Source organism: Fusicatenibacter faecihominis, from assembly GCF_020686945.1.
GTDB classification, from domain to species: Bacteria; Bacillota; Clostridia; order Lachnospirales; family Lachnospiraceae; genus Limivivens; species Limivivens faecihominis.
The window spans coordinates 201,275-222,155 of record NZ_JAJEPR010000002.1 but is presented as its reverse complement, the minus strand read 5'-3'; the positions used below and the strand labels follow the sequence as shown (position 1 = coordinate 222,155).

The window sequence follows — 20,881 nt, the reverse complement described above, 5'->3', positions numbered from 1 at the left end:
TTTGAGCAGATATGCTCAGATGTGCAATTCATCTCACCACCTGAAGAGGTGGGAGAATTCTTGCTACATTTGTTAAATTTGCCCCGCTCTTTGAGAGAAAAAACGCTTTTTTGTCCAAAGAGCTAGTGTAATCAGTGCTTCTGGGCGCTATAATTGACTCAAAATAGTCAAAATTGCAGTCATGATTTTTGGGAGCATAAATGACTTAAAACAGATAAAAGAGTAATTGCGGTCATGGTTTTGGAGGGGTATAGATGACCTAAAATAGAAAAAAGGCAATTGCGGTCAATACTCCTGCCAATTTAGCATGACCTAAAACAACTAAAAGGCCGATTACAGTCAATTTTCCTGCCAGACGACCGCATGAAACAAAAGAACTGCCAGACGAAATTTTGCCCCGGGTCCATTTACTGAACCCGGGGCTTTTGTGCTCCTATTTTTTTCTAAACTCCGCCGCTGCTTTCGCCACCACGCCGCTCAGTGCCAGCAAAGCAATCAGGTTCGGAATAACCATCAGGCCATTGAAGAGGTCGGAAAGATTCCAGACCAGCTCCACCTTCAGAAGAGAACCCAGGAAAACGAAGGCCACCACAATGATGGAGAAAGGAAGCACTGCTTTGGCGCCCCAGAGATATTTCACATTCTGGCGGGCGAAGAAGTACCAGCCAATAATCGTGGAAAAGGCGAAAAACAGGAGGCAGACTGCCACAAATTTGGGGCCGAAGCCTTTAAATCCGGTGGCAAAAGCTGCCTGGGCCACGGGAGTTCCTGTGGTGCCCGCATCGATCATCTCATCCAGGACACCGGAAGAAAGAATCACAAGAGCGGTCATGGTAAGTACCACAAAGGTATCGATGAAAACACCGATCATTGCCACTTCACCCTGTTCCTCGGGGTCTTTTACATCGGCGATGGCATGGGCATGCGGAGTGGAACCCATTCCTGCTTCATTGGAAAAGAGACCGCGTGCCACACCATAACGCATAGCCATACGGACCGTCATACCGGCTGCGGAACCTGCCAGTGCCCTGGGACAGAACGCTCCCACAAAAATGGAGGCAACCGCAGAAGGAAGATTGCCGATATTCATGATCAGTACGATCAATGCTCCGCAAAGATACAAAGCTGCCATGACCGGAACCACTTTTTCTGTAAAGGAAGCGATACGGGAAATACCGCCAAGGAAAATGAAGGCTGCCAGCAAAGCCACTACCAGTCCCATCGCCCATCTGGGGATCGCAAAAGCCGTATAGAAGGCATCGCTGATCGAGTTGGACTGTACCATATTTCCCATGAAGCCAAGAGCAAGAATGACTGCCACTGCAAAGAAAACAGCCAGGAAACGACCAAAGCCGCCTTTAAACACATGTGTGATATAATAGACAGGTCCGCCCACTACTTCTCCATTCTCATCTCTCTTTTTGGATTTCTGAGCGAGAACGGCTTCACCGTAGATCGTCGCCATTCCAAAAAAGGCAGCCAGCCACATCCAGAAGATTGCTCCCGGGCCGCCGGACACCAGGGCCGTCGCACAGCCCGCGATATTTCCGGTTCCCACCTGGGCTGCAATCGCTGTGGCCAGAGCCTGGAAAGAACTCATACCGTCTTTTCCCGCTTTCTTTCCCTTTAAGGAAAAACCGCCGAACACACGCATCCAGGCCGTCTTAAAACGCCGGACCTGAACGAACCGGGTACGGATCGTAAAAAAGATCCCCGTACCCACCAGTAAAAAAAGTAACAGGTAGTTCCAGACCACATCACTGATCTGGACAATGACATTGTTGACTGCATCCATCATGATTTTATGTCTCCTTTTCCGCCAGACGTTCCCCGTTCTTCCCATGAAAAAAACCATCCTCCCGTCCGGGGAGCATGGTCCTGAAAAAATAGAAGCCGTACGAACCTGTTTTCGTACTTCTTCTGACTCTGTCCTTTTGCCTGAGAGATTCTGCACAGCAGCTGTGCATTGCACCTTCGGCACTCATTTTCTGAGATTCTCCAGAGACCACTCCGCTTTTAGTCTCTGTTCTCCTGAAAGAACGCCTGAGAGTGTTACTCCTTCGGCTGTACGGCTCTGCACATTTCCTAAAAGCTTCTTCGTCTGTATTCTTATTTTGTGCCCGTGCAGGAAAAACATCCGTCCACACCAGCAACACTTTTTGAATCATACCACGTTCTTGTCTTCCAGTCAACAGAAAAATACAGAAAATACAATCTCTGTTTTTTTGAAAATTTGCTTGACAAATCCGATTTACAGGTATAGAATTTGGACAAATCAAATCAGTTGGTTAGCAATTTAAACCGTTGAAGCGGAGATAAAAACTGTTATGCGCGTCCAGAGAGTCCGGGGAGGTGAGAGCCGGATCGAAATGCAGACTGTTAAATGGACCGCCGAGGGCATGGGGAACGGCAAACGCCAAGTATTCCATGACGTGAAGGTATACGTCAGTTACCGGAGATATGCTGGTATCTCACAAAGGGTATGGTCGAAGAAGATCATAAATCAAGGTGGCACCGCGAGTGGAAAAGAAATGACACCCGTCCTTGACAGAATCGGATATTCTGTCAGGGACTTTTTTTATATCACAGGAAATTCCGCCGGAATTATCTGTGATGCAAAAGCTCTCCGGGCAGGATCGCACTGCGACAGAAATATAAATGCCGTAAACGGACTCCGATACAGCACAAATTTTCAGACATAAGAAGGAGGAAAAAGTCATGTTTCCCACACTGGAAGAAATAAAAAAAATAACCGAGACAACGGACTGTCGGCGGATTCCCGCCTGCAGGGAGATCTACAGCGATGCCTTCACCCCCATCGAGGTGATGCGGACACTCAAGGCTGCCAGTCGCCACTGTTATCTCCTGGAGAGCGCGGAGAACGACCAGAAATGGGGCCGCTACTCTTTCCTGGGCTACGCTCCCACGATGGAGCTGACCTGCATGGACGGGCAGATGACGATCCGGCGGGGCGCTGAAGAAGAAGAACAGACGACAGAGACCTTCACGACCGAACATCCCGGAGACACAATCCGGAAGATCCTCGCTGAATATAAGAGTCCGAAAATCAAAGGCCTGCCTCCTTTCACGGGCGGCCTGGTGGGATATTTCTCCTATGATTATCTCAAATACGCAGAGCCGACGCTCCGTTTTTCCGAGGAAGGAAGTTCCGATTTCCGGGACGTAGACCTGATGCTTTTTGACAAGGTCATCGCCTTTGATCACTATCATCAGAAGATCTGCCTCATCACAGGAGTCAGCACAGACGATCTGGCCGCTTCCTATGAAAAGGCAGAAAAAGAACTGGATGAAATGGAAGCCCTTTTAAAAAGCGGCGCGAAGGCTGTGATCCGTCCTTTGAAGCTGAAAAGCCCCCTGGCCTTCCGCTATTCCAAGGAAACCTACTGCCAGATGGTGGAAAAGGCAAAGCATTACATCCACGAAGGCGATATTTTCCAGGTGGTGCTCTCCGATCCCATGAGCGCCCCAGCAGAGGGAAGCCTCTTTGACACCTACCGGGTACTCCGGACCACCAATCCTTCCCCCTATATGTTCTATTTTTCCAGTGACGACATCGAGGTGGCAGGCGCTTCCCCGGAGACGCTGGCAAACCTGAACGACGGCACACTTCACACCTTCCCCCTGGCCGGCACCCGTCCCAGAGGAAAAAGTGAGGAGGAAGACCAGAACCTTGAGACCGAGCTTTTAAAAGACGAAAAAGAGCTGGCCGAGCACAACATGCTGGTGGATCTCGGAAGAAATGATCTCGGAAGAATCAGCCAGATCGGCTCCGTGGTCGTTGAAGATTACATGTCCGTTCTCCGTTACTCCCACGTCATGCACATCGGCTCCACAGTCCGCGGCACGATCCGCCCGGACAAGGACGCTGTGGACGCTGTGGATGCCATCCTCCCGGCAGGCACCCTCTCCGGTGCGCCGAAGATCCGGGCCTGCCAGATCATCCGGGAACTGGAGGGACAGAAACGGGGCATTTACGGCGGAGCCATCGGATATCTGGATTTCGGCGGAAATCTCGATACCTGTATCGCCATCCGTCTCGCCTATAAGAAAAACGGCCGCGTGGTCGTCCAGTCCGGCGCCGGCATCGTGGCCGACAGCATTCCTGAAAACGAATTTACCGAGTGCTCCAACAAAGCCCGGGCTGTGGTAGCTGCACTTCAGACAGCAGAAGGAGGCCTTCGATGATCTTACTGATTGATAATTACGACAGTTTTTCCTATAACCTTTACCAGCTCATCGGAAGTATCGACCCGGAGATCCAGGTGGTGCGAAACGATAAAATCACGATCGACGAGATACGCTCCCTGGCTCCCAAAGCGCTGATCCTCTCCCCCGGCCCCGGAAGACCGGCGGACGCAGGCATCTGCGAGGAAGCCATCCGCGAGCTGAAAGGCGAGATTCCGATCTTCGGCGTCTGCCTGGGCCATCAGGCCATCTGTGAGGTTTTCGGTGGCACCGTAGGCTATGCGAAAGAGCTCATGCACGGAAAGAGCTCCCTGGTAAAAAAATCCCCGGACAGTCTCCTTTTCCAGAGACTTCCCGAAAAGTTCCAGGCAGCCAGGTACCATTCACTTTCCGCCGAGGCAGCTACGCTCCCGCCGGATCTCAAAGTCACCGCCATCACCGATGACGGGGAGGTCATGGCCGTGGAGCACAGCCTTTATCCCGTGTACGGCGTCCAGTTTCATCCCGAATCCGTCATGACACCGGACGGGAAAATCATCCTGGAGAACTTCCTTGAGGCCGCCGAAACATTTCAATCAAAAAACACTGACTATCATATAGAACAAACAGAAAGGATGGATCAAAATGATCAAAGAGGCAATCATCAAACTTTCCAAAAGACAAGATCTGACTTATAAAGAAGCAGAACAGGTTATGAATGAGATCATGGAAAATGCCGCCAGCGACGTGCAGAAGGCCGCTTATCTCACGGCTCTTTCCATGAAGGGCGAGACCATCGACGAGATCACCGCTTCCGCAGCTGCCATGAGAGCCCACGGAGAAAAACTTCTCCACAACATGGACGTTCTGGAAATCGTAGGTACCGGCGGCGACGGCTCCAACTCCTTCAATATCTCCACCACTTCTGCTCTCGTCATTGCTTCCGGCGGCGTTCCCGTTGCCAAGCATGGCAACCGGGCAGCCTCCTCCAAATCCGGAGCCGCTGACGTTCTCGAAGCCCTCGGCGTAAAGATCGACATTTCCCCGGAGCAGAGCAAACAGCTTCTTACCGATATCAATATCTGTTTCCTTTTCGCCCAGAAATATCATTTTGCCATGAAATATGTAGGTCCGGTAAGAAAAGAACTCGGCATCCGCACAATCTTCAACATCCTTGGCCCCCTCTCCAACCCGGCAGGCGCTAACATGGAGCTCATGGGTGTCTATGAGGAGGAGCTCGTGGAGCCCCTGGCTCAGGTTATGGCAAAGCTCGGCGTGAAACGCGGCATGGTAGTCTTCGGTCAGGACAGGCTGGACGAGATCTCCATGAGCGCTCCCACCGCTGTCTGCGAGATTCGCGACGGCTGGTTCCAGTCCTACGAGATCACCCCGGAACAGTTCGGCTACAAGCGCTGCTCCAAGGATGACCTCACCGGCGGCACACCGGAAGAAAACGCAGCCATCACCCGTTCGATCTTAAGCGGCGAGGAAAAAGGCCCGAAGCGCCAGGCTGTCTGCCTCAACGCCGGAGCCGCCTTCTACATCACAGGCAAGACCGAGACCATGGCAGACGGTATCCGTCTCGCAGAGAAGCTCATCGATGAGGGTGCTGCCATGAAAAAGCTTGAAGAATTTGTAAAGGAGAGCAACCGATGAATATCCTGGAGGAGATCGCCGCAAAAACCACCGAGCGGATTCGGAAAGAAAAGGAAGCGATTCCTCTTTCCACCCTCCGCTCCGCTGCGGAGAAAAGGCGGGCCGGAGCCCCGGAATTTCTCTTTGAGAAAGCTTTAAAAAAGCCCGGCGTCTCCTTTATCTGCGAGGTCAAAAAGGCCTCTCCTTCCAAAGGAATCATCGCTGAAGATTTCCCCTATCTGGACATTGCGAAAAGCTATGAAGCCGCCGGCGCCGATGCCATCTCCTGCCTCACGGAGCCCTTCTATTTTCTCGGAAGGGACGCTTACCTGGAGGAGATCACAGCCAGCGTTTCCATCCCGGTCTTACGGAAGGATTTCACGGTGGATGAATATATGATCTATCAGGCCGCAGCCCACGGCGCTTCCGCCGTCCTTCTCATCTGCTCCATTCTGGAGGATAAAAAGCTTCTGGCCTACCGCCAGCTGGCTGACGAGCTGAAGCTCTCCGCTCTTGTGGAAGCCCATTCGGAGGAAGAAATCTCCCGGGCTGTCAAAGCCGGAGCCCGGATCATCGGCGTCAACAACCGGAACCTCAAGAATTTCCAGGTGGATGTGAGCAACAGCTTAAAGCTCCGCTCCCTGGCCCCGAAGGACTGCCTTTTCGTCTCTGAAAGCGGCATCAAAACCCGCTCTGACATCGAAAAGCTGGAGGCCAACGGAACCGACGCCGTCCTCATCGGAGAGACTCTCATGCGAGCCGCGGACAAAAAAGCCATGCTGGACACGCTGAGAGGAGTTTGAAACGCCTATGACAAAGATTAAAATCTGCGGCCTCAGAAGGCCTGAGGATATCGCTTACGTCAACGAAGCAAAACCGGATTTCGCCGGTTTCATCATCGACGTGCCAAAGAGCAGGAGAAATGTTCCCCGGGAAAAAGTCCGGGAGCTTACCGCTCTCCTCTCCCCTGAGATTCTTCCCGTTGGCGTCTTCGTAAACGCCCCCATGGAGACCATTCTTTCGCTGGTAACTGACGGCACGCTGAAAGCCGTCCAGCTCCACGGACAGGAGTCCCAAAGCTATCTGGAAAAACTGAAAAAACAGGTTGCCGTTCCTCTGATCCGTGCCTTTTCCATCCGGTCCCCGGAAGATCTTACAGAAGCTGAAAAAAGCCCCGCGAACTTTGTCCTTCTGGACAACGGGGCCGGTGGCACTGGAGAAACCTTTGACTGGTCTTTGCTCTCCTCCTTTGACAGGCCATTTTTCCTGGCAGGAGGTTTGAGACTGGAAAACATAACAGAAGCAGTCAGCCGTTTTCACCCCTATGCGCTCGATCTGAGCAGCGGCGTGGAAACAGACGGCTATAAAGATAAAGAAAAAATAATCGCAGCGGTCGCTGCAGTCAGGAGATAAACATATGAGTAATGGACGTTTCGGCATTCATGGCGGGCAGTACATCCCGGAAACCCTCATGAACGCAGTAATCGAACTGGAAGAAGCCTACAACCACTACAAAAACGATCCGGATTTCAACCGGGAGCTCACGACGCTCTTAAACGAGTACGCCGGAAGACCCTCCCGCCTCTACTATGCAAAGCGGATGACCGAGGATCTGGGCGGAGCTAAAATTTACCTCAAGCGTGAGGACTTAAACCACACCGGAGCTCACAAGATCAACAACGTACTGGGCCAGGTCCTTCTCGCCAAGAAAATGGGCAAAACCCGCGTCATCGCTGAGACCGGCGCAGGCCAGCACGGCGTAGCCACCGCCACAGCGGCAGCCCTGATGGATATGGAATGTGAGGTCTTCATGGGCGAGGAAGACACCAGGAGACAGGCTCTGAACGTTTACCGGATGCGCCTTCTCGGAGCCAAGGTCCACGCTGTCTCCTCCGGTACCGGAACCCTCAAAGACGCCGTTTCCGAGACCATGAGAGAATGGACCAGCAGGATCTCCGACACCCATTACGTCTTAGGCTCCTGCATGGGCCCCCATCCCTTCCCGACCATCGTCCGTGACTTCCAGTCCGTCATCTCCAAAGAGATCAAAGAGCAGATCATGGAAAAAGAAGGACGCCTTCCGGATGCTGTGCTCGCCTGCGTGGGCGGCGGTTCCAACGCCATCGGCGCTTTCTATCACTTCATTCCCCATCCGGAGGTACGGCTCATCGGCCTTGAGGCTGCCGGAAGAGGCATCGACACGAAGGAGACCGCAGCCACCATCGGCACTGGTTCTCTCGGCATTTTCCACGGTATGAAGTCCTACTTCTGCCAGGATGAATACGGACAGATTGCTCCCGTTTACTCCATCTCCGCCGGTCTTGACTACCCCGGCATCGGACCGGAGCACGCCCACCTTCACGATATCGGAAGAGCCGAATATCTGGCCATCACCGACGACCAGGCCGTGGACGCTTTTGAGTACCTCTCAAGACTGGAGGGCATCATTCCCGCCATCGAGAGCGCCCACGCCGTTGCTTACGCCCGGGAGCTGGCTCCTACCATGAGAAAAGACCAGATCATTGTCATCAATATCTCCGGCAGAGGAGACAAGGACTGTGCAGCCATCGCACGCTACAGAGGGGAGGATCTTCATGAGTAACATCAGAAAAGCATTTGAGGGCGGCAAGGCCTTCATTCCATTCATCACCTGCGGTGATCCGTCACTGGAAATCACAGAACAGCTCGTTTATGCCATGGAAGAGGCCGGAGCGGATCTCATCGAACTCGGCATTCCTTTTTCCGATCCCACGGCTGAGGGACCGGTGATCCAGGAAGCCAACGTCCGTGCTCTCTCCGGCGGCGTCACCACCGATAAGGTCTTCGATATGGTCCGCAAGATCCGCCGGAAATCCAGCATTCCGATGGTCTTCATGACCTACGCCAATGTGGTCTTCTCCTACGGTACCGACCGTTTCATGAAGACCGCCAAAGAAGTCGGTATGGACGGCCTGATCCTTCCGGATGTGCCCTATGAGGAAAAGGAAGAGTTCGATTCCGTGGCAAAAACTTACGGTCTGGATCTCATCTCCCTCATCGCTCCCACCTCCGAGGACCGGATCTCCATGATTGCAAAAGATGCTTCCGGCTTTGTCTACTGCGTCTCCTCTCTCGGTGTAACGGGTGTCAGAAGTTCCATCACCACCGATATCGGAGCCATGGTAAAGCTGGTGAAAGCTGCCAAGGATATCCCCTGTGCCGTAGGCTTTGGAATTTCTACCCCGGAGCAGGCAAAAAAAATGGCAGACCTCTCCGACGGCGCCATCGTTGGAAGTGCCATCGTCAAGATTTGCGCGAAATACGGAACAAACTGCATTCCCTATGTAAAAGAATATGTTGCATCCATGAAAAAGGCCCTCCGCTCATAAGCGGAGGGTCTCCTCTTTTTTCTCTTATCGTTCTTCCCGGAAATACGACTGTCCCAGAGAGTTGGGTGGCTGATTTTCCCGTTTATTTCTCATACTGGTGAGCACCAGAACCACCAGAGTCACCACATAAGGAATCATCTTATATAACTCCTGAAACTCCATATGATCCATTCCTGTCGGAATGTAGAGATAAAGAATATACAGACCGCCGAAGAAGATGGATGCAAAGATTGATACCACCGGACGCCAGATTGTGAAGATAACCAAGGCAATTGCAAGCCAGCCTCTGTCACCGAAGGCATCGTTGGACCAGACGCCGCTGGCGTAGTCCATCACATAGTAAAGGCCGCCAAGACCTGCGATCATACAGCCCGCACAGGTAGCCATGTATTTGTATTTCGTCACGTTGATGCCCGCTGCGTCTGCGGTTCCGGGGTTCTCTCCCACAGCTCTTAAGTGAAGGCCCACCCGGGTGTACTTCAGCACATAGGCGCAGACCAGAGCGATAATGACGGCCACATAAGCCAGGAAGCCATAGGAAAGGAAGATCTTTCCGAACCAGCCTGAATTTTCCGCGAAGGGAAGGGATTTGCTGAAATAACTGCTGGTGGCAGAAAGGGCAATCGACGGCACATCACTGCCGGAAAGCTTGATGAGAGAACCTCCGAAGAAGTTTCCGAAGCCCACGCCGAAGGTCGTCATCGCAAGACCGGTCACGTTCTGATTAGCCCGCAGGGTAACAGTAAGGAAGCAATAGAGAAGTCCCATACAGAGGGAAGCCAGCAGGCAGCACACAATGGGAATCAGGATTGCCAGAAAAGCATTCATATTTGACGCGTCGCTGACAGACTGCTCATAGAAAAAGGATCCCATAACGCCGCTGATCGCGCCTACATACATGACACCGGGGATTCCCAGGTTCAGGTTTCCGGATTTCTCCGTCATGATCTCGCCGGTACTTCCGAATAGAAGGGGAATTCCCTGTACCACGGCTCTCGGGATAAATGACACAAGATTGATCATCAGTTTTCAGCTCCTTTCTCTGATTTTTTCCGGAATTGAATCTTATAGGAAATGAAGAACTCACAGCCGATGATAAAGAACAGGATGATACCTGTCAAGATATCTCCGTAGGACTGGTTCAGACCGAAGGTCGTGGAAATCTCACTGGCTCCTCTGTTCAGGAAAATAATCAGGAAGCTGGTGAAGGCCATCGTAAAGGGATTGAACTTGGCCATCCAGGAAACCATAACAGCGGTGAAGCCCTGGCCGTTGGCGATCGTGGTCGTGATCGTGTGGTTGATGCCTCCCACGAGGAGCAGACCTACCAGACCGCAGACCGCACCGGAAAGCACCATTGTACGCATGATGACTTTTTCCACCTTGATACCGACATAGCGGGCAGTGTTCTCACTCTCTCCCACTACGGCGATCTCATAGCCGTGTTTGCTGTAGACGAAATAGACGTACAGGAGCACCATCATCACAACCGCAATGATGATCGTCAGAAGATATTTGGAACCGAAAAGGTTCGGCAGCCAGCCGATGTTGGTCTTCTGGTTGATGATACCAATCTTACCGGAACCTTTCGGCATCTCCCAGACGATCGTGAAAAAGGCAACTAGCTGGGTCGCGATGTAGTTCATCATCAGCGTGGACAGCGTCTCGTTGGTATTCCATTTTGCCTTGAAGAAAGCAGGAATCAGACCCCAGATGGCTCCTGCCGCCAGGCTGGTGACAATCATCAGAAGGATAACCAGGGCGTTGGGAAGCTTTCCTGCGAGGCAGATCATGCAGGCTGCTGCCGCAAGACCGCCGATCAGCACCTGTCCCTCACCGCCGATGTTCCAGAAGCGCATCCGGAAGGCCGGGGTCAGAGCCAGAGAGATCAGAAGCAGAATCGCCACATTCTGGAAGGTAATCCAGGTCTTTCTGGCGGTTCCGAAGGCTCCCATGAAAATGGAGACATACACCTGTACCGGGTTGATGCCGGTGAAGATCGTAGTCAGAATACCGCAAACCACCAGCGCCAGCAGAATGGCCAGCAGGCGGATTCTCAAGCCCCGCTGCCAGGGAAGAGCATCCCGTTTTACAATGTGAAACAGAGGTTCTTTGGCTTTACTGTTCATTTTCCGCACCCCCTACGCGGGTCATCATCATACCCACGGTATTTTTATCCGTTGTTCTTCCGTCCACGATACCGCTGACCTCGCCGCCGCAGAGCACAAGAATCCGGTCGGAAAGCTCCAGGAGCACATCCAGGTCCTCACCGACGAAAATGACGGCGGTTCCTTTTTTCTTCTGCTCATTGATGAGGTTGTAGATCGTATGGGAAGAGTTGATATCCAGACCACGGACTGCATAGGCTGTCATGAGCACGGTGGGGCTGGAAGCGATCTCACGGCCAACCAGAACCTTCTGCACGTTTCCGCCGGAAAGCCGTCTTACCGGAGTGGAAAGGCCGGGTGTCACAACTTCGAGCTCATCCACAACGGTCTGAGCCAGTTCCTTCGGTGTCCTACGGTCGGTAAATACGGAGTGGCCCTTCTGGAAGGAACGGAGCATCATATTGTCGGTAAGGTCCATATCTCCCACAAGGCCCATGCCCAGACGGTCCTCCGGAACGAAGGAAAGGGACACGCCCATATCCATGATCTCCCGGGGGTCCCGGCCGACGAGTTCTTCTCTCGTACCGTTTTCTTCTATATAAGTGATGCTTCCCGCAGTGGTGGACTGAAGTCCCGCAATCGCTTCCAGAAGCTCCTTCTGACCACAGCCGGAAATTCCTGCGATACCCAGGATCTCGCCGCTTCTCGCGGTAAAGGAAACGTCTTTCAGTTTCACGATGCCGTCCTCGGTCTTCACGGTCAGACCCTTGACCTCCAGTCTCGGTTTGGGGTTCACAGGCTCCGGACGCTCAATGTTCAGCGTTACCTTGTGACCCACCATCCGGTTGGTCATATCCTCCGCGTTTGTATCCTTCGTGGCAATATCGCCCTCGAAGCAGCCATGACGCAGCACAGCCACACGGTCGGAAAGACTCTCCACCTCATGCATCTTGTGGGTGATGATGATGATGGCTTTTCCGTCGTCTCTCATATTCCGGAGCACTTTAAAAAGCTTCTCTGTCTCCTGCGGGGTCAGTACGGCCGTGGGCTCGTCCAGAATCAGGATATCTGCTCCGCGGTAAAGCACTTTGACGATCTCCACCGTCTGTTTCTGGGAGACGGACATGTTGTAAATCTTCTGGTCCGGGTCCACCTCGAAACCATATTTGTCGCAGATCTCTCGGATCTTCGCGGAAGCCTCCTTCAGATTTAAGCGGCCTTTCATGCCCAGAACGATGTTTTCCGCCGCCGTCAGCACATCGATCAGTTTGAAATGCTGATGCACCATACCGATGCCGCAGGCATAAGCGTCTTTCGGTGAACGAATCACCGTCTCTTTTCCATTGATAAAGATCTGTCCTTCATCCGGAAAATAAATTCCGGAGAGCATATTCATAAGGGTTGTTTTTCCGCTGCCGTTCTCACCCAGCAGTGCAAGGATCTCACCTTTGTAAATCTCAAGGTTTACCTTGTCGCTGGCAACGACCGGACCAAATTTCTTGGTGATATTTTTCATAGTCACCGCAGCTGTTTTGCCCTTCAATCTCTCGTCCTCCTTTCAGTTTTTTCATTGGAAACAAAAGGGCGGTGCCGCGAAAATCGCTGCACCACCCGCTTTCTTTTCTGTCAAAAGAATTAGAACTGTGTATCCAGAAGGGTAATACCGTCGATCTGAACATCGAAATACGGAGCGGAACGGAAGCCCTCTGCGGACTCATGGAAGTATCCGTCAGAAACTGCCTCGTGGTCTCCCTCGTAATCTGCATCGGTATCTACGTCAGCCATGTAGCTGTCCAGAGTCTTGCCGTCTACGGTGAAGGTGGACGTATCAAATACATGGAGAGAACCGTCTACCAGTTTTGCAGAAGCCTCATCAACAGCTTCCTGTGTGCCCTCTGCAACAGATTTACCAAAGTCAGTCAGGACAACAGAACCGGTAGCGATATCGCCGGTCCAGTCAGCGTCGATTGCTTCACCGTTCTGTACGCAGCCCATAGCATACTCGAAATACGGTGCCCAGTTGATTCTGGAAGAAACAAGGAAGGTGTTCGGGCAAGCGCTCTCGGTGCTTCCGTTGTAGGAAACATCCGGAACACCAGCGGTCTCGCAGGCGGTCGGAGCACCCATGGAATCGGCATGCTGGCTGATCAGTACGCAGCCGTCATCGATCAGTTTGTTTGCTCCCTCTTTCTCAGCGGTCTCATCATACCAGGAACCGGTGAAGGTAACCTCCATGGTCACACTCGGGCATACGGAACGAGCGCCCAGGAAGAAGGAAGTATATCCGGAGATAACCTCTGCATAGGTGTAAGCGCCGACATAACCCATTTTTGCCTGGTCCTCGGTGATCTCACCGTTTGCGATCATCTCGTTGAGTTTCATACCAGCGGTGATACCAGCCAGGTAACGTCCCTCATAAATAGAAGCGAAAGCATTGTGGAAGTTGTCAAGTCCTTCCGTATGTGCTTTGGTTCCGGTTGCGTGACAGAACTGTACGTCCGGGAACTCTCTTGCGGCCTCAATGATGTAATCCTCATGGCCGAAGCTGTCTGCAAATACGAAGTTGCAGCCGGCATCTGCCAGCTCGCAGGCAGCGTCATATGCTTCCTGACCCTCGGGAATACCGGTTTTAAATACATACTCGATTCCCATTTTCTCACAGGCTTCCTTTGCGGCGTTGATGAAGTTCAGGTCGTAGGTGGAATTCTCGTCATGCAGGAAAATGAAACCTGCCTTTACGGTTGTACCTTCATCCGCACTGCTGGTCACGCCGACAGATGCGCTGAGAGTAAGCATTACTGCTGCGGTTGCTGCAACCCACTTAACACTCTTTTTCATTGCTTTGTCTCCTTTACTTTCACTTTTTATAGTATTGTTGTGTAAGTACCAGAAGTGTGTGTCCAAATAGTTGCAAATAAAAAGACGCAGACATACGAAGCTGTACATCTGCGGTCTGCGGTCATTTTCTATCGAACCCAATAGTCGCAACTGAACGGCGTGCGGTAGAAACGTCTGAACCTTCTTCACAGACCTATATCGGATAACACTACCATCTGAATTTTAGCAACCTGAAACACATTTGTCAAACGAAATAAGCAGCAAAAAAAGTTTTCAGCATATAGGTCAAAAACTTTCCCATTTTCGACGCTTTATTGGCCAATTCGACAAAGAACTTATTTTAACTATGGATGTTTGCACCGATTTATGGTACACTGAAGAGGACTGATGTTTCCGAAAAACTTCAGCCATTATTTTTTTCGACAAAAGAGGTAGCTTTATGAAAGAGAGGAAAGTTGAAAAAGTCATCAGTGGAATCCTGATTGGTATTCTGATCATCCTCACCATCTTCATGATCGCAGATGTAAAAAAGCTTCAGGGAAATGCCCGGGTTGTAAACTATGCCGGTATCATCCGGGGAGCCACCCAGCGAATGGTAAAGCTGGAGGTCGTGGACGAAGGCAACGATGAACTGATCCAGTATCTGGACGATATTTTCTCAGGTCTCATGCACGGCGGCGGAAAATACAACCTGACTCATCTGGAGGACACCGATTACAACGCAAAACTGAATCGGCTCTACAGCTATTGGGCCAAGCTGAAAGAAGAAGTAACAAAGGTCCGCAAAGAAGGCTACAAAGATACCGATATCATCAGCATGAGCGAAGAATACTTCCAGCTGGCGGACAAGATGGTGGATGCCGCAGAGAACTGCTCCCAGCGCTATGCCACTCAGATCAACCAGATTGAAAAAGCGCTGATCGTCATTATGATCCTCATTGTCGCCCTGCTGATCAAAGAATCCGTCGAGCAGGTCGTCCTCTCCAAAAAGAACAGGGAACTGCGGAAAAAAGCTTATCTGGACCTTCATACCGGTCTTCCGAACAAAAGCCGCTGCGAGGAGCTCCTTCTGGCAAACGACAATCTGACCGAACTTACCACGGTGGCGATCTTCGACCTGAACGGTCTTAAAGAGGTCAACGATACCATTGGTCATCTGGCCGGCGATACACTGATCATGAATTTCGCCAATATTCTCCGCACTTCCATTCCCCAGCAGCATTTCGTCGGAAGATACGGTGGAGATGAGTTTATCGCGATCTTAACCGGTGTCGGCGAGGAGGAAGTGAAAAAGATCCTCCTAGACGTCCGCAAGGAAACAGGCCACTACAATTCCTACAGCAAGCAGCTCCATCTTGAGTATGCTTACGGCTACGCAGTTTCCGATTCCTACAGTGAATGTTGCAGCATGAAGATTCTTCTGGAGCAGGCCGACCGGAAGATGTACAAATGCAAGGCCGAAATGAAAGAACACCACAAAAACTCCCACGGAGAAATCTGAGCAAAAGTTTACCCCCGTTCCACGAGCTGGACGGGGGCTTTTTTTGTCTGTTATTCTTTTTCCTGACAATTGGTCAGGATGAGGTAAACTACCATGAAAACGACGGTGGAAAGGACCATAATAAGCAGCATGGCTTCCGTTGTAACTTTCTTTCCCTGAAAAACGGGATTACAGTCCAGACTATCCGCGATGCCTTTCACTACTTCTTCCGGAAAACCGCTGGCGCGCATCTCTTCAAAAACGCCCCGAAGCATATGATTTTTCAAAAGGGAGGTTCCGTAGGTGCTGGGAATAAAAGAAAGCACCTTCTGAAGGCCTGAGCCGAAATTGGCAATCGGCATATAAGCGCCGCAGAGAAAGCCGTAGCCTGCGCTGACAACGGTTCCCACGGCTGACATCTGGCCCTGGGTCTTCAAGGGATAACAGATGATGCCAGAGAGGCTGCTTCCGAAAAGGACAAGAATCACGATATCGACAAGCAGCCAGAGGACGTCCGTTCCGCTTAAATAGCAGCCCATTCCTTCCATATAGATAAAGCAGCAAATCAGGGCCAGGCCGTTTACCATCAGGGAATTTAGCACTGTAGCAAAGAAATAACCCAGGTAAAGCACCGGCCGTTTCACCGGTGATACGTTGAAATCCTTCCGGGTGCCGTTGGCCCGGTCCTGAATCATGGTCAGATTCACGCAGAAGGTCACAGTCACGCAGCTGACCGCCAGAAGACCTGCTGCCAGCTGGGCTGCCACCGCTCCGTTGATGAGCTTATCCGCGACAGTGAAAGCCGCCGGAAGGGAACTCCGAAACGAATCCTTATAGACATTGGCCAGAAAGGTTCCGTAGAGTACAATGAGGATCAGAGGCGTGATCAGGGCAGAAATCAGCATGCCTTTGTCGCGGAAAAAGAGTTTTCGGTTTCGATTTACCAGTACAAAGATCGTATTCATGCCTTTTCACCTCCCAGAGCTTTTCCTGTCACCGCCAGGAACACGTCGTCCATGCCGCCTTTAACCACCTCATAGTCCCGAAAGAGCTCCTGATGGTCCACGATAAGCTCCGTGGCCTCCGCCGTATTGGAAACCTTGATCTGATAGCCTTCGCGAATCGGCGTGTAGTCCTTTTTCAGGGAGCGGACCTCTTCCTCGGAGACACCGTAAAGGGAGATATAATCCTGCACATACCGGTTTTTCAGCTCATAGGGTGTTCCTTCCGCGGCGATTTTTCCTTTGTCCAGAATAATGACATAGCCTGCGGAGGCCGCCTCCTCCATATAATGGGTCGTGAGGAAAACCGTCATATTTTCCGTCAGCCGGATTTTCTCGATGACGTCCCAGATCAGCTTTCTTGTCTGGGGATCAAGGCCCGTGGTGGGCTCGTCCAGAATCAGAAGCTCCGGTTTATGAAGAAGCGCCCGGGCAATATCGATTCTTCGCCGCTGACCGCCGGAGAGCTTGCCCACCGGCCGGTTTAAAAACTCCCTGAAATCCAGAAGCTCCACCAGTTCCCCGAGCCGTTTTTCAAAGGCTTTTCCCATAATTCCATAGAGCGCCGCCCGGCTTTTCAGATTTTCTTTCACCGTCAGCGGCCGGTCCAGCACGCTATCCTGAAAGACCACACCAAGGAGCCGTTTCGTCTCCTCGCCCTTTCGTTCCACATCCATCTCATGAATCCGGACGCTGCCGCTGTCTTTCTTCAGCTGCCCGCAGATGATGGAGATCGTCGTGCTTTTCCCCGCTCCATTCACCCCCAGAAAAGCGAAGAGCTCCCCTCTCTTCACCCGGAAACTGAGGTCGTCCACGGCTTTTACGTCGCCGAAGGATTTGCTTAGATTCTGTATTGAAATTACGTTTTCCATTCTCTTTCCTCTCAATCTTTTTCAAAAAGCACGCAGCATTTTTTCTTATTGCAGGTAATTCCATATTTTAAGATTGTATGCACTCCGTCAAGCCTCATATTTTCCGCATAATTTTTCTCTTTGATTTGATTCAGCGCCTCATTTCCGCTGGTATTCAGCCAGTAGTTCTTCGGCTCTGCATTTCTGTTGTTTCTGTGCTCTTTACAGTAGCAAATTACATTCCAGGGACAATAAATGTCAACATTTCCAAACCGATATCCGTCATACCATTCTTTTACTGCTTCATAATGCTCATCCTGGCCATAATAATGAAGCATCTCTCTTACTTCCCAATCTGTAAAGCCAAAATATTCATCAAGATCGACGCTCGTCAGAGAATGTACTTTAAAATTATTCAATCCTGCAAAAATACTCTCCTTTGCCACACGAAGACAGCCGGTAAGTACATTTCTTGTAAAAGGAAATTCACGGATTCAGGAATATAATAATAGCTGCCTTCACGAATTTCTCTAAAATCGGATATTCCTACCGGGATCTTGATTTCTCTCATAAACTGCCTCCTAAAATACCAACAAAGGTCCGCGATTCTTTCCTATATGATAACACACCCCAGCCACCTTGTTCAATGAATTATTTTGCATTCCACGCCATCCTGAACGCAAAAACAGCCGGCATCTCGCCGGCTGCTGCATGCAATCATTATCCAATTATTCTTTGATATCTTTCTCACCCAAAAGGTCTTCCATCGTGTGCCAGCCGAGGACAGCGCATTTGACACGGGCGGGCATTTTTGAGATGTCTTCCAGAGACATAGCTTCTTCCAGTGGCTCCAGTTCATCGCCTGTGGCTTCGCCTTTGATCATCCGGGAGAAAAGACTGGCGAGTTTCAAAGCTTCTTCTTTGGAACGGCCGATGACAAGATCCAGCATCATATCCACAGAGGCCTGAGATATGGCACAGCCGCTTCCGACGAACGCGCCGTCCACGATGATGCCGTTTTCTTCTTTAAGCTCCAGGATGATGTCATCACCACAGCTGGGGTTTACGCCCTCCAGCACCAGGTTCGCGTCCTCGAGTTTTTTCTTGTGAGCCGGATGCAGGTTGTGATCCGTCAAAAGTTCATTATAAAAGGTATTACTCTGCATATCCCATCATCCTCCTGATTCCTTTTACCGCCTCGGTGAAGCGGTGAATATCTTCCTCGTCATTGTAAAAAGCAATGCTGGCCCGGGTGGTCACAAAGACGCCCAGATGCTTTAAAAGAGGCTGGGCGCAGTGATGGCCTGCCCGCACATCCACGCCTGCTCCGTCCAGAATCGATGCGATATCGTGGGGATGAACGCCCTCCACGGTAAAGTTTACGATGCCGTTGTGTTCCTTCGGGTCCTGGCTTCCGATAATATTTACATAGGGGATCTTTTTCAGCTCCTCCATGGCCTGGGTGGTCAGGGCCAGTTCCCGCTCCTGCAGGGTGGCAAAGCCAAGAGAGTTGATATACTCGATGGCCGCCTTTAAGGCCCAGGCTCCGGCTCCGTTCACGGTTCCCGCCTCAAATTTGTGAGGGAGCTCCGCGAAGACGGCGCTCTCTCTTGTAACGCTCTCGATCATCTCGCCGCCGGTAAGGAAGGGAGGCATCTCATCCAGAAGCTTCTCCTTTCCGTAAAGGACGCCGATTCCCATGGGAGCCATCAGCTTGTGGCCGGAAAAAGCGAGGAAATCCACGTCCATGGCACAGACGTCGATGGGCAGATGAGGCGCGCTCTGAGCGGCGTCCACCAGCACCACGCCGCCGTTTTTGTGAACCAGGCGGATAATATCCTCCACCGGATTGACCCGGCCGATGACGTTGGAGACATGGGTGATGGCCGCAAATTTCGTGCGCCCCGTGATGACTTTTTCAATGGCCTCTTTCGTATAGCTTCCGTCCATCTCACAGTCCAAGAAAACCAGCTTTGCGCCGGTGACGCGGGCTGCCATCTGCCAGGGAAGCAGGTTGCTGTGATGGGAATCAATGCCCACCAGAAGCTCATCTCCCTCTTTCAGATTATTTAAGGCATAGCTATAAGCCACCAGGTTGATGCTCTCCGTGGTATTCCGGGTAAAAATGATCTCCGAAGACTTTTTCGCATGGAGAAAATCCCGCACGGTTTCCCGGGCCTTCTCGTAGCAGTCCGTGGCATCCATGCCCAGCTGATAGAGGCCTCTTAAGGGGTTGGCATTGTATTTTTCATAAAATTCCCGCTCTGCCTTCAGCACCGCCTCCGGACGCTGGGCTGTCGCCGCATTGTCCAGATATGCGATGGAGCTGTTTCGCAGAAGAGGGAAATCTTCCTTATAACTCTTCATGCTGTTCCTCCAGATATTTTTCCACCTGTTCTCTGACCTCGGGAACCGGAATCTCAGCTGCAATGGCTTCCAGTCTGGCTCCGGCTATCATAGCCTCTGCTGCTTCCTTCGTAAAGCCGCGGCTCATCAGATAAAACAGCGTCTTTTCATCCAGTTCTCCAATGGAAGCTCCATGGTTTCCTTCCACATCCTCCTCCGCACAGAGGATCAGCGGAATCGTCTGATTCACCACGTCGTCGCCGAGAAGCAGAACGTCCTCCTTCTCATTTCCCACGGAACCAGCACAGCCTTTCACGAAATCAATGCTGCCCCGGAAAAGTTTGAAAGCATTGCCGTTTAACACGCCGTTGCTCTCCATGAGACTCTCGGTCTTCCTGCCCAGATGGCGGGCCACATAGTTCATATCGAGATGCTGGCCGGTAAAACCCTGATAGCCGATGTGGGCGGTGAAGGAACTTCCGTCGCCCTTTAAGGTCATCAGCGCTCCGGTATATACCTTTTCCGCGCCCAGCTCCATTTTGACCAGCTCCACAGAGGCTCCTTTTTCCAGAAGGCCTCCGATATCGGTGAGATCCAGCACTTCCGTTCCCAGCATCTGAGGCATTGTAAGCTCCACATGGGAACCTTCCTCGGCATAAATCTTTACCTGCAGGGCAAAGGGTCTGGTCTCCTCTTTTTCGGAATTGGAAAGAAAGGCGACCCTCAGGGTGCTGTCTTTCTCCGCATGAAGGAAATAGCGGTGAAAACTTCCATCCGGCGTGAGATTTACGATCACCGGCGCAGCCGTCATATTTCCTTTCCCGGAAGCGATGACGGCTGCGGCGCTGTTTTCTCCCAGCTGATCCATATCCGGCCCCATACCGGTTTCAATCTCTCTAAAAATGTTCTGCTCTGTCTCATTTTCTTCCCGGAAAACGTTTCCCTCCGGGATCTCCTGCTGCCGGAACGGCTCTACGCTGGAAAGAACGGTCTCGTTCATTTTCAGCCAGTTCCAGGTTCTGGCCGGCAGCCGGTTTACTGTCATATCCATAATCTGCTCCTTTCCCGG

The 20,881-nt window shown here is 51.6% G+C and carries 19 protein-coding genes, 1 pseudogene and 2 riboswitches; of the genes and pseudogenes, 8 read left to right on the top strand and 12 right to left on the bottom strand.

Annotated features, from left to right (window positions below; all coding sequences use genetic code 11):
- Positions 1–433: 433 nt before the first annotated feature.
- The gene (locus LKD71_RS02190) at positions 434–1,795 is read right to left on the bottom strand and encodes an alanine/glycine:cation symporter family protein (protein WP_227614170.1); all 1,362 of its coding nucleotides are present in this window, start codon (positions 1,793–1,795) and stop codon (positions 434–436) included.
- A gap of 121 nt (positions 1,796–1,916) precedes the next feature.
- A riboswitch (glycine riboswitch) is annotated at positions 1,917–2,012 on the bottom strand.
- Between the two features lie 706 nt (positions 2,013–2,718).
- On the opposite strand from LKD71_RS02190, the gene trpE reads away from it, so the two are divergent.
- The 7 genes and pseudogenes from trpE (at position 2,719) to trpA (ending at position 9,188) form a co-directional block, all read left to right on the top strand.
- Positions 2,719–4,206, top strand: a complete 1,488-nt coding sequence (gene trpE / locus LKD71_RS02185; RefSeq protein ID WP_227614163.1) for an anthranilate synthase component I — start codon at positions 2,719–2,721, stop codon at positions 4,204–4,206.
- Positions 4,203–4,763, top strand: a pseudogene (locus tag LKD71_RS02180) (anthranilate synthase component II); the annotation flags it as partial. The gene trpE and the pseudogene LKD71_RS02180, both read left to right, overlap by 4 nt.
- Positions 4,764–4,830: 67 nt before the next feature.
- A complete protein-coding gene (trpD, locus tag LKD71_RS02175; protein ID WP_227614162.1) occupies positions 4,831–5,841 on the top strand; it encodes an anthranilate phosphoribosyltransferase in 1,011 nt (336 codons plus the stop codon).
- Positions 5,838–6,623 carry an indole-3-glycerol phosphate synthase TrpC gene (gene trpC, locus LKD71_RS02170; RefSeq protein ID WP_227614161.1) on the top strand — a complete coding sequence of 262 codons (786 nt, stop codon included), beginning with the start codon at positions 5,838–5,840 and terminating at the stop codon, positions 6,621–6,623. Before trpD ends, trpC begins: the two co-directional genes overlap by 4 nt.
- 7 nt (positions 6,624–6,630) lie before the next feature.
- The gene (locus LKD71_RS02165; RefSeq protein ID WP_227614160.1) at positions 6,631–7,233 is read left to right on the top strand and encodes a phosphoribosylanthranilate isomerase; all 603 of its coding nucleotides are present in this window, start codon (positions 6,631–6,633) and stop codon (positions 7,231–7,233) included.
- A 4-nt stretch (positions 7,234–7,237) separates the two neighbouring features.
- The gene (gene trpB / locus LKD71_RS02160; protein ID WP_178047257.1) at positions 7,238–8,422 is read left to right on the top strand and encodes a tryptophan synthase subunit beta; all 1,185 of its coding nucleotides are present in this window, start codon (positions 7,238–7,240) and stop codon (positions 8,420–8,422) included.
- Positions 8,415–9,188, top strand: a complete 774-nt coding sequence (trpA, locus tag LKD71_RS02155; RefSeq protein WP_227614159.1) for a tryptophan synthase subunit alpha — start codon at positions 8,415–8,417, stop codon at positions 9,186–9,188. Before trpB ends, trpA begins: the two co-directional genes overlap by 8 nt.
- Before the next feature lie 24 nt (positions 9,189–9,212).
- Here trpA and LKD71_RS02150 read toward each other — a convergent pair whose 3' ends face one another.
- The 4 genes from LKD71_RS02150 to LKD71_RS02135 all read right to left on the bottom strand — a co-directional run bounded on the left by LKD71_RS02150 (position 9,213) and on the right by LKD71_RS02135 (position 14,134).
- Positions 9,213–10,211 (bottom strand): ABC transporter permease, encoded by a 999-nt coding sequence (locus LKD71_RS02150; protein ID WP_227614158.1) that lies wholly within the window; start codon positions 10,209–10,211, stop codon positions 9,213–9,215.
- A complete protein-coding gene (locus LKD71_RS02145) occupies positions 10,211–11,317 on the bottom strand; it encodes an ABC transporter permease (RefSeq protein WP_178047254.1) in 1,107 nt (368 codons plus the stop codon). The genes LKD71_RS02150 and LKD71_RS02145 overlap by 1 nt, the downstream gene beginning before the upstream one ends.
- Positions 11,307–12,812, bottom strand: a complete 1,506-nt coding sequence (locus tag LKD71_RS02140; RefSeq protein ID WP_227614169.1) for an ABC transporter ATP-binding protein — start codon at positions 12,810–12,812, stop codon at positions 11,307–11,309. The genes LKD71_RS02145 and LKD71_RS02140 overlap by 11 nt, the downstream gene beginning before the upstream one ends.
- Positions 12,813–12,931: 119 nt before the next feature.
- Entirely contained in the window at positions 12,932–14,134 is a 1,203-nt protein-coding gene (locus LKD71_RS02135) for a BMP family ABC transporter substrate-binding protein (RefSeq protein ID WP_227614157.1), read from the bottom strand.
- 121 nt (positions 14,135–14,255) lie between these two features.
- Positions 14,256–14,355: riboswitch (purine riboswitch) on the bottom strand.
- Positions 14,356–14,573: 218 nt separating this feature from the next.
- Between LKD71_RS02135 and LKD71_RS02130 the strand changes: the two genes are divergently transcribed.
- Complete coding sequence (locus LKD71_RS02130; RefSeq protein WP_227614156.1) at positions 14,574–15,635, top strand: GGDEF domain-containing protein; 1,062 nt, start codon at positions 14,574–14,576, stop codon at positions 15,633–15,635.
- Positions 15,636–15,685: 50 nt separating this feature from the next.
- Here LKD71_RS02130 and LKD71_RS02125 read toward each other — a convergent pair whose 3' ends face one another.
- From LKD71_RS02125 to LKD71_RS02095, 7 genes are all read right to left on the bottom strand, one after another.
- Complete coding sequence (locus tag LKD71_RS02125; RefSeq protein WP_227614155.1) at positions 15,686–16,579, bottom strand: ABC transporter permease; 894 nt, start codon at positions 16,577–16,579, stop codon at positions 15,686–15,688.
- Positions 16,576–17,487, bottom strand: a complete 912-nt coding sequence (locus tag LKD71_RS02120; protein WP_227614154.1) for an ABC transporter ATP-binding protein — start codon at positions 17,485–17,487, stop codon at positions 16,576–16,578. Before LKD71_RS02120 ends, LKD71_RS02125 begins: the two co-directional genes overlap by 4 nt.
- An 11-nt stretch (positions 17,488–17,498) precedes the next feature.
- Positions 17,499–17,885, bottom strand: a complete 387-nt coding sequence (locus LKD71_RS02115) for a PD-(D/E)XK nuclease domain-containing protein (RefSeq protein ID WP_331466353.1) — start codon at positions 17,883–17,885, stop codon at positions 17,499–17,501.
- Positions 17,882–18,037: a hypothetical protein gene (locus LKD71_RS02110; RefSeq protein ID WP_227614153.1), complete on the bottom strand. Its 156-nt coding sequence runs from the start codon at positions 18,035–18,037 to the stop codon at positions 17,882–17,884. The genes LKD71_RS02115 and LKD71_RS02110 overlap by 4 nt, the downstream gene beginning before the upstream one ends.
- A gap of 157 nt (positions 18,038–18,194) precedes the next feature.
- On the bottom strand, positions 18,195–18,632 hold the full coding sequence (gene sufU, locus LKD71_RS02105) for a Fe-S cluster assembly sulfur transfer protein SufU (RefSeq protein ID WP_227614152.1): 438 nt from the start codon (positions 18,630–18,632) through the stop codon (positions 18,195–18,197).
- On the bottom strand, positions 18,622–19,833 hold the full coding sequence (locus LKD71_RS02100) for a SufS family cysteine desulfurase (protein ID WP_227614151.1): 1,212 nt from the start codon (positions 19,831–19,833) through the stop codon (positions 18,622–18,624). Before LKD71_RS02100 ends, sufU begins: the two co-directional genes overlap by 11 nt.
- Positions 19,820–20,863, bottom strand: a complete 1,044-nt coding sequence (locus tag LKD71_RS02095; protein ID WP_227614150.1) for a SufB/SufD family protein — start codon at positions 20,861–20,863, stop codon at positions 19,820–19,822. The genes LKD71_RS02100 and LKD71_RS02095 overlap by 14 nt, the downstream gene beginning before the upstream one ends.
- Positions 20,864–20,881: the final 18 nt, after the last annotated feature.